General features: G+C 70.1%; 6 protein-coding genes. 5 read left to right on the top strand and 1 reads right to left on the bottom strand.

The genetic code is table 11. From position 1 onward, the window contains the following. The first annotated feature begins 188 nt into the window (after positions 1 to 188). A complete protein-coding gene (gene ftsZ / locus WQ56_RS01955; protein ID WP_047135401.1) occupies positions 189 to 1,475 on the top strand; it encodes a cell division protein FtsZ in 1,287 nt (428 codons plus the stop codon). A 504-nt stretch (positions 1,476 to 1,979) separates the two neighbouring features. Further along, positions 1,980 to 2,888 (top strand): UDP-3-O-acyl-N-acetylglucosamine deacetylase, encoded by a 909-nt coding sequence (gene lpxC / locus WQ56_RS01950; RefSeq protein ID WP_047135400.1) that lies wholly within the window; start codon positions 1,980 to 1,982, stop codon positions 2,886 to 2,888. 316 nt (positions 2,889 to 3,204) lie between these two features. On the opposite strand, the gene WQ56_RS01945 is transcribed toward lpxC, so the two are convergent. Beyond that, positions 3,205 to 3,789 (bottom strand): DUF721 domain-containing protein, encoded by a 585-nt coding sequence (locus WQ56_RS01945; protein WP_231583322.1) that lies wholly within the window; start codon positions 3,787 to 3,789, stop codon positions 3,205 to 3,207. On the opposite strand from WQ56_RS01945, the gene WQ56_RS01940 reads away from it, so the two are divergent. From WQ56_RS01940 to WQ56_RS01930, 3 genes are all read left to right on the top strand, one after another. Further along, complete coding sequence (locus WQ56_RS01940) at positions 3,761 to 4,579, top strand: M23 family metallopeptidase (RefSeq protein WP_231583321.1); 819 nt, start codon at positions 3,761 to 3,763, stop codon at positions 4,577 to 4,579. The two genes, WQ56_RS01945 and WQ56_RS01940, sit on opposite strands and share 29 nt — an antisense overlap. A gap of 258 nt (positions 4,580 to 4,837) precedes the next feature. Continuing rightward, positions 4,838 to 7,594, top strand: coding sequence for a preprotein translocase subunit SecA (gene secA, locus WQ56_RS01935; protein WP_047135397.1), 2,757 nt, complete (start codon positions 4,838 to 4,840; stop codon positions 7,592 to 7,594). A 188-nt stretch (positions 7,595 to 7,782) separates the two neighbouring features. Further along, complete coding sequence (locus tag WQ56_RS01930; protein ID WP_047135396.1) at positions 7,783 to 8,733, top strand: Nudix family hydrolase; 951 nt, start codon at positions 7,783 to 7,785, stop codon at positions 8,731 to 8,733. Positions 8,734 to 8,736 lie beyond the last annotated feature (3 nt).

The raw sequence follows: 8,736 nt of genomic DNA, 5'->3' as shown, positions 1-8,736 counted from the left end.
CGGGATTGGGGATTCGGGATTCGGGATTGGGAAAAGCAAGGGCGAGAGCGGCAGGTGGGCAGGTACTTCGTAAGTAGCGCGATCAACTAACAACTAAATCGGGAACAGGACGCGGGCGCGGGACGGCTTTTGACTTGCCGAATCCCCAAGCCCGAATCCCGAATCCCGGCACTCAGAGGACTACGGACATGGCACATTTCGAACTGGTCGAGAAGATGGCTCCCAACGCGGTGATCAAGGTCATCGGCGTCGGCGGCGGCGGCGGCAACGCGGTCGCCCACATGGTCAACAACAGCGTCGACGGGGTGGAGTTCATCACCGCCAACACCGACGCGCAGGCGATCAAGAACTGCGGCGCCAAGCTGCAGCTGCAGCTCGGCAGCAGCGTCACCAAGGGCCTGGGCGCGGGCGCGAACCCCGAAGTCGGCCGCCAGGCCGCGCTCGAGGACCGCGAGATCATCATGGACGCGCTGCAGGGCGCCGACATGGTGTTCATCACCGCCGGCATGGGCGGCGGCACCGGCACCGGCGCCGCGCCCGTCGTGGCCCAGCTGGCCAAGGAGATGGGCATCCTGACGGTGGCCGTGGTCACCAAGCCGTTCCCGTTCGAGGGCCGCCGGCGCATGCAGGTCGCGCTCAAGGGCATCGAGGAGATGTCGGCGCACTGCGACTCGCTGATCACCATCCCCAACGAGAAGCTGATCACCGTGCTCGGCCGCAACGCCACGATGATCCAGGCTTTCCGCGCCGCCAACGACGTCCTGCTGGGCGCCGTGCAGGGCATCGCCGACCTGATCGTCCGCCCGGGCCTGATCAACGTCGACTTCGCCGACGTGCGCACCGTGATGAGCGAGATGGGCCTGGCGATGATGGGCACCGGCCACGCCCGCGGCGACGATCGCGCGCAGGCCGCGGCCGAGGCCGCGATCCAGAATCCGCTGCTCGACGACGTCAACCTGGCCGGCGCCAACGGCATCCTGGTCAACATCACCGCCGGCGCGGACTTCACGATGAGCGAGTTCGACGAGGTCGGCCGCACGGTCGAGAACTTCGCCAGCGAGGACGCGACGATCGTCATCGGCACCGTGCTCGACCCCGACATGCAGGACGAAGTCCGCGTGACCGTGGTCGCCACCGGCCTGAACCGTGCGCCCGCGCGCGGCACCGGCTTCAACGGCGAGGGCGCCGCGCGTGGCAAGCCGCAGGTGCAGCTGATCAGCAACAACCAGCGTGGCGTCCGCGACGGCACCACCGGCCTGCTGATCGACGACGGCGATGCCGTGGCCCCGTACAGCCCGGGCCACAGCATCGCGGCCTCGCTGCGCGGCAACGCAGGCACGGCGGCCCCGACGGCACGGCCGGCAACCCAGGGTGCGGCACGCGGCGACGCGGGCGATGCACCGAAGGTCGCCGATTTCGGCAGCGACAGCAGCTACCTGGACATCCCGGCGTTCCTGCGCCGCCAGGCCGACTGATGCCGTCCCTGGCGCGCGTCCTCGGCTTCGGCAGGTCCGGCCCGGCTTTGCCGGCCCCGCGAAGCACGCGGGGCGTTCTCTCGTCGCGCGAGGCGGTGCCTCGCGAGCGCGACGGTCGAACCCCTGGCCGGGCGCGCGACGAAGCGCGAGGCAGTGCCTCGCAAGCGCTTCGTCTCGCCCTGCGCCGCCAGGCCGACTGACGCGTCGCCTGGCCGGCGTCCTCCGATCCGCGTGCCGTCACCGGCGCGCGGCGGAACGTCGGCCGCCGTGGTCCTCGCAAGCTCCGGCGTCCTGTCGTCCGCAGGTCGCCGTTTTTGGCCCGCCGGGTGTGTCCCCGGCGGGCCGGTTTGCCCGCCGTCGCCATCGTTGGCGGGCCATGTCGCCCGGATCGCGATCCCTGGCCATCGCCCGGGCCCGCTCCGTTCAGGTTCAGCAGGCCGCGTGATAATCTCGCCCCGCTGCCTCCGCGCCCATGATCGGCGCGCTTCTCCCCCCGGACTGCCGATGCCCTGCCAACGCACCATCAAGAACGTGATCCGCGCGACGGGCGTCGGCCTGCACAGCGGCGAGAAAGTGTTCCTGACCCTGCGTCCGGCCGCACCGGACACCGGCATCGTCTTCCGGCGCGTCGATCTCGACCCGGTCGTCGAGATCCCTGCCCAGGGCGGACTCGTCACCGAGACCACGCTGTGCACCGGGCTGAGCCTGGGCGCGGCCAACGTGCAGACCGTCGAACACCTGATGTCGGCGCTCGCCGGGCTCGGCGTCGACAATCTGTACGTCGAGCTGTCGGCCGCCGAGGTTCCGATCATGGACGGCTCCTCGGGCCCGTTCGTGTTCCTGCTGCAGTCGGCGGGCGTGGTCGAGCAGGCCGCACCCAAGCGCTTCATCCGCATCCTCTCGCCGATCGAGGTGCGCGAGGGCGACAAGATCGCGCGGTTCGAGCCCTACGACGGGTTCCGCCTCGACTTCACCATCGCCTTCGACCACCCGGCGATCCCGCTGGCGCAGTCGCGCGCCGAGGTCGAGTTCTCGACCGAGGCCTACATCCGCGAGGTCAGCCGCGCCCGCACCTTCGGCTTCATGCGCGACCTGGAGTACATGCGCGAGCGCAACCTCGGCCTGGGCGGTTCGATGGACAACGCGATCGTGCTCGACGAGTTCCGCGTGCTCAACGACGACGGGCTGCGCTACGCCAACGAGTTCGTGCGCCACAAGATCCTCGACGCGGTCGGGGACCTGTACCTGGCCGGCCATCCGATCCTCGGCCTGTTCCAGGGCTACAAGTCCGGACACGCGTTGAACAACAAGCTCGTCCGCGCCCTGCTCGAGACGCGCTCGGCCTGGGAGCTCGTCAGCTTCGCCGAGCACGACAACGCCCCCGTGGCCTACGGCGCCCCCGTCGCCGCCTGAGCCCCGCGCGCCCCGTCCGCCTGCGATGGGCGTCCCTTTTCGCTGCGCGCTCCCCTGGCCTGACGGCGCTCGGGCGCATGCGCCGGTCGCGCTGACCGAAGGCGCTCCGCCGCGCCAAGTCCGCGAACGCGACGTGAACTCCGGCATCTGTACGCCGGCTGCGTTCATCGCGGATGCGTTGAATAACAGAAATTTAACTTCTAATTTCTGAAAAGTTATCTTTCGGTTAACGCCCCGCCAGCGGATGCCCGGTACGATGCCCCGTCCCCTTCACCCGGTCTTGATTCCGATGAAGGGGTTCGGCAGGACCACCGCTCTACGACCCGTCGCGCTTCTCGCCTTCCGGCGGCCGGAGCGAGGCCAGGACCGACCGCAGCGTGTCGCGCGCGACCGCCGAGGGCGGGGCGCCCAGGGCGCCGCGGGCTTCTGGCGGCGCAGGCCGCAGGGGTTGGGTCGACGTCCTGACGACGATGTCGTCGACATCCAGTCCGATGGAGCGGGCGGCGTCGAGCAGCGTATCGGCCGACAGGCGCAGCCTGGCGTGCCAGATGGGCGAATCGACGAGGAACACCAGCCTGCGCCGATCGACATTGGCCAGCCGCGCATGCGGCGCCAGTGCCGGAGGCAGCAGGGGAACGAGGCGGCGGTCCAATGCGTCGAGCCAGATGGCCCGGCGGATCGGATCGGCCGACGCGCCATCCAGCGCCGCGTCCAGCGCGGCGGTCGGAGCCCCGATACGGGATGGCTTGGATCTGGACCGGAAATCAGACATTGGCACCATGACCGTCAAAACCTTGTTGAATGATATGCGCGGCGTCGCCGCGCAGGTGGCCCGCAGGGCTCGCATCCTGGCCCGTCGCCGGCCCGTGTCGATGGCGATCGTGATCGCCGCCGCCGGCATGTGCGGTGCCGGCGCGATGAACTCGGCCGAGATCGCGCGCCTGCACGGCGTCGCCGCGGCGCACGAGCGCAACCTGGACGAGACCCGCCGCGAGGCCCAGCGCGAGGTCAACGCCCTGGCCGCCCGGCTGGGCGAGCTGCAGGCCCAGGCCAACCGGCTCAACGCGCTCGGCGACCGGCTCGCCCGCGGCGCGGGACTGGAGGACGGCGAGTTCGACTTCGACCGCACGGTCGGCGTCGGTGGCCCGGAACCGGCGCAGGACATGCCGGCCGGCAAGCTGCTCGGCGGTCTCGACGCGCTCGAAGGCGACCTGACGCACTCCGGCCAGCAGCTCTCGGTGCTCGAGGCGCTGCTGCTCGACCGCAAGCTCCAGCGCGACGCGCTGCCCTCGCGTTCCCCGGTCACCAGCAGCTTCGTGACCTCGTCCTACGGCTACCGGGCCGATCCGTTCGGCCGCGGCGGCCAGTTCCACAAGGGCATCGACTTCGACGCGCGCACCGGCGACCCGGTGATGACCGTCGCCGACGGCGTGGTCAGCTACTCGGGCGTGCGCAGCGGCTACGGCAACGTGGTCGAGGTCGACCACGGCAATGGCTACGTGACCCGCTATGCGCACAATTCGCGCAACGTGGTGAAGGTCGGCGACCTGGTCCGCGTCGGTGACGAGATCGCCAAGGCCGGCTCGACCGGCCGCTCGACCGGTGCCCACGTGCACTTCGAGGTCTGGGAGAACGGGCGGGTGCAGAACCCGCGCAAGTTCCTCGGCGACATGGGCGTGCGCCGCCAGTAGGCGGAGCAGGCTTCGCTCCACGAGCAGGCGGGTCTGTAGGAGCGCGCTTGCGCGCGAACAGGACTTGCCGGGAAGGCGCCATCGCGCGCGAGCGCGCTCCTACCCCGGGGCGCCGGCAGGGTCGCCTTGAAAACGCCGGGCCGCTCCCCAAGCTACAATGCGCGTTGCCATCAAAGGGCGCCTGGCGCCCTTTTCTGTTTGCGGCTTCTGGGGAATCCGCCTCGGTCCCGCGCTCCGATTCCAGACTTCGGTATTCCAATGCTCAATCGCTTGCTCACCAGTGTCTTCGGCAGTCGCAACGACCGCTTCGTCAAACAGCTCGAGAAGATCGTCGTCAGGATCAACGCGCTCGAGCCGCAGATGGAGGCGCTGTCCGACGCCGACCTGCAGGCCAAGACGCCGGAGTTCAAGCAGCGCATCGCCAACGGCGAGACCCTCGACAAGCTGCTGCCCGAGGCATTTGCGGTCTGCCGTGAGGCGAGCAAGCGCGTGCTCGGCATGCGTCCCTACGACGTGCAGCTGATCGGCGGCATGGTGCTGCACATGGGCAAGATCGCCGAGATGCGCACCGGCGAGGGCAAGACCCTGGTCGGCACGCTGCCGACCTACCTCAACGCGCTCGAAGGCAAGGGCGTCCACGTCGTCACCGTCAACGACTACCTGGCCCGCCGCGACGCGGCGCAGATGGGCAAGCTCTACAACTGGCTGGGCCTGTCGGTCGGCGTCATCTGGCCGGGCATGCCGCACGGCGAGGCCAAGCGCGAGGCCTACCGCGCCGACATCACCTACGGCACCAACAACGAGTTCGGCTTCGACTACCTGCGCGACAACATGGCGCTGTCGAAGGCCGACCGTTACCAGCGCGCGCTCAACTACACGATCATCGACGAGGTCGACTCGATCCTGATCGACGAGGCGCGCACGCCGCTGATCATCTCGGGCCCGGCCGACGATTCGCCGGAGCTCTACATCAAGGTCAACCGCGTGGTCCCGTCGCTGGTGCGCCAGGAGACCGAGGACGGCGACGGCGACTTCTGGGTCGACGAGAAGGCCAAGCAGGTCCACCTGTCGGAGGAAGGCCAGGAGCACGCCGAGGCGCTGCTGCGCGGCGCCGGCATCCTCGGCGAGGACGACAGCCTGTACGCGCCGCAGAACATCCACGTCGTGCATCATCTCAACGCGGGCCTGCGCGCGCACGCGATCTACCAGCGCGACGACCACTACATCGTCCGCGACGGCGAGGTCATCATCGTCGACGAGTTCACCGGCCGCACGCTGCCGGGCCGTCGCTGGTCCGACGGCCTGCACCAGGCGGTCGAGGCCAAGGAGGGCGTGCCTGTCCAGCGCGAGAACCAGACGCTGGCGAGCATCACCTTCCAGAACCTGTTCCGCATGTACGGCAAGCTCTCGGGCATGACCGGCACGGCCGACACCGAAGCCTTCGAGTTCGAGAGCATCTACGGCCTGGAGGTCGTGGTGATCCCGACCCACCGGCCGATGATCCGCAAGGACGCGCCGGACGCGGTGTTCCTCAACCGTGCCGGCAAGTACCGCGCGGTCGCACGCGAGATCCAGTCCGCGCACGAGCGCGGGCAGCCGGTGCTGGTCGGCACGACGTCGATCGAGGTCTCCGAACTGCTCAGCGAGCACCTGCGCAAGGAAGGCATCGCGCACGAGGTGCTCAACGCCAAGCAGCACGAGCGCGAGGCGCAGATCGTCGCCCAGGCCGGTCGCCCCGGCGCGGTGACCATCGCCACCAACATGGCCGGCCGCGGTACCGACATCGTGCTCGGCGGCTCGCTCGAGACCGAGCTCGCGACGCTCGAGGCCGAGTCCGGCGTACCTGTCGACGAGGCGACGAAGACGCGCCTGCGCGCCGAGTGGCAGCAGCGCCACGACGCGGTCGTCGCCGCCGGCGGCCTGCACATCATCGGCACCGAGCGCCACGAGTCGCGGCGCATCGACAACCAGTTGCGCGGCCGCTCCGGCCGCCAGGGCGACCCGGGGTCCTCGCGCTTCTACCTGTCGCTCGAAGACAACCTGATGCGCATCTTCGCCGCCGACTGGGTGCAGAAGGTCATGGCGCGGATGGGCCTGCAGGAAGACGACATCATCGAAAGCCCGCTGGTCACCCGCCAGATCGCGAATGCGCAGCGCAAGGTCGAGGCACACAACTTCGACATCCGCAAGAACCTGCTCGACTTCGACGACGTCAACAACGACCAGCGCAAGGTCATCTACGGCCAGCGCGACGAACTGCTGGACGCCGAGAGCGTCAAGGAGAACGTCGACGGCATCCGCGCCGACGTCGTCGCCGGCATCGTCGGCCGCTACGTGCCGCCGCAGTCGATCGACGAGCAGTGGGACCTGCCGGCGCTGGAGGCGGAGATCGAGCGCGAGTTCGGCCTGCGGCTGGAGCTGGTGTCGATGGCGAAGTCGCGCGAGGAACTCGATGCCGAGCAGATCGCCGAGCACGTGCAGCAGTCGGTCGACGCGCTGTTCGCCGACAAGGAGGCGCAGCTCGGCGACGAGACGATGCGCATGCTCGAAAAGCACATCATGCTCAACGTGCTCGACCAGGGCTGGAAGGAGCACCTGGCGCGCATGGACTACCTGCGGCAGGGCATCCACCTGCGCGGCTACGCGCAGAAGCAGCCCAAGCAGGAGTACAAGCGCGAGGCCTTCGAGCTGTTCTCCGAGATGCTCGACAAGGTCAAGCACGAGGTCGTGACGATGCTCGCCCGCGTGCGTGTGCGCAGCGAGGACGAGATCGCCGCGCTCGAGGCCGAGGAGCGTCGCCAGATCGAGGCCAAGCTCAACCAGGCCCAGTTCCAGCATGCCGACGCCGGCGGCTACGGTGCCGACGAGGAGGCCGACGACGTGCGCGCGGCGCAGGCCTCGGCCGCCGCCCCGCAGGCGCAGATCGTCCGCGACGGCGCCAAGGTGGGCCGCAACGATCCCTGCCCCTGCGGCAGCGGCAAGAAGTACAAGCACTGCCACGGCCAGCTGAGCTGAGCTGACGGATCGGCGCGGTCACCGCGCCACGTCCGGGTCGCGGCTGCGCGGCCCGATGCCAGGCGCCGCATGATCCGTAGGAGCGCGCCCGCGCGCGATCACGTTCAGCTGACGCCGCGCCCCCGGCCGTCATTGGCAAACCCGCGCGCCGCCCCTAACCTGAGCCCCACTCCGGATTCCAGGGCAGCATGAGCGAGCGCGTCGTCGAGGTCGTGGCAGGGGTCATCACCGACAAGCGCGGGCGCATCCTGTTGTCGCGGCGAACGCCCAACCGGGACATGCCCGGCCTGTGGGAGTTCCCCGGCGGCAAGCGCGAGCCGGGCGAGACGCCCGAGGCCGCGCTGGCGCGCGAGCTCGATGAGGAACTCGGCATCGAGGTCGTGGTCGGCGCGCCGCTGATGGTGGTGCCGCAACGCTATCCCACCAAGCGGTTGCGGCTCGATGTCCGCCACGTGGCGCAGTGGCACGGCGTGCCCAAGGGGCGCGAAGGCCAGGCCCTGGCCTGGGTCGCGCCCGACAAGCTCGGCCGCTACTCGATGCCGCCGGCCGACCTGCCGGTGGTGGCCGCGCTGCGGGCGCCGGACCGGTACCTGGTCACGCCGCCGCCCGGCGCCGACGATGCCGCCTGGCTGCGCGCGCTCGACGACGCGCTACGCAGCGGCATCCGGCGCGTGCAACTGCGCCTGCCCGGCATCGATCCGGACCGGCAAGGCCGCCTGCTCACCGAGGCGGCCCTGCGGTGCCGCCGGCGCGGCGCCGACCTGCTGTTCAACGGTGCGCCCGAGTTGGCGCAGGCGGCGGGCGTCGGCCTGCACCTGAAGGCTGCGGCGCTGCGCGAGCACGTCGTACGCCCGGTCGCCCCCGGGCTGCTGCTGGCCGCCTCCTGTCACGACGCCGACGATCTCGCGCAGGCCGCCCGCCTGGGCTGCGATTTCGTCGTGCTCGGCGCCGTCGCCGAGACCGCCAGCCATCCCGGCCAGTCCGGAATCGGCTGGGCCGGGTTCGCCGGCCTGCGCGAGCACAGCGCGCTGCCGATCTACGTGATCGGCGGCATGACGCCCGACGACATCGACGACGCCCGCCGCCACGGCGCCCAGGGCATCGCCGCAATCCGCGGGCTCTGGCCGGGCGCGACGTAGCCG

Source organism: Luteimonas sp. FCS-9, assembly GCF_001014645.1.
GTDB lineage: Bacteria > Pseudomonadota > Gammaproteobacteria > Xanthomonadales > Xanthomonadaceae > Luteimonas.
This window is presented reverse-complemented; position numbering and strand designations above follow the sequence as displayed.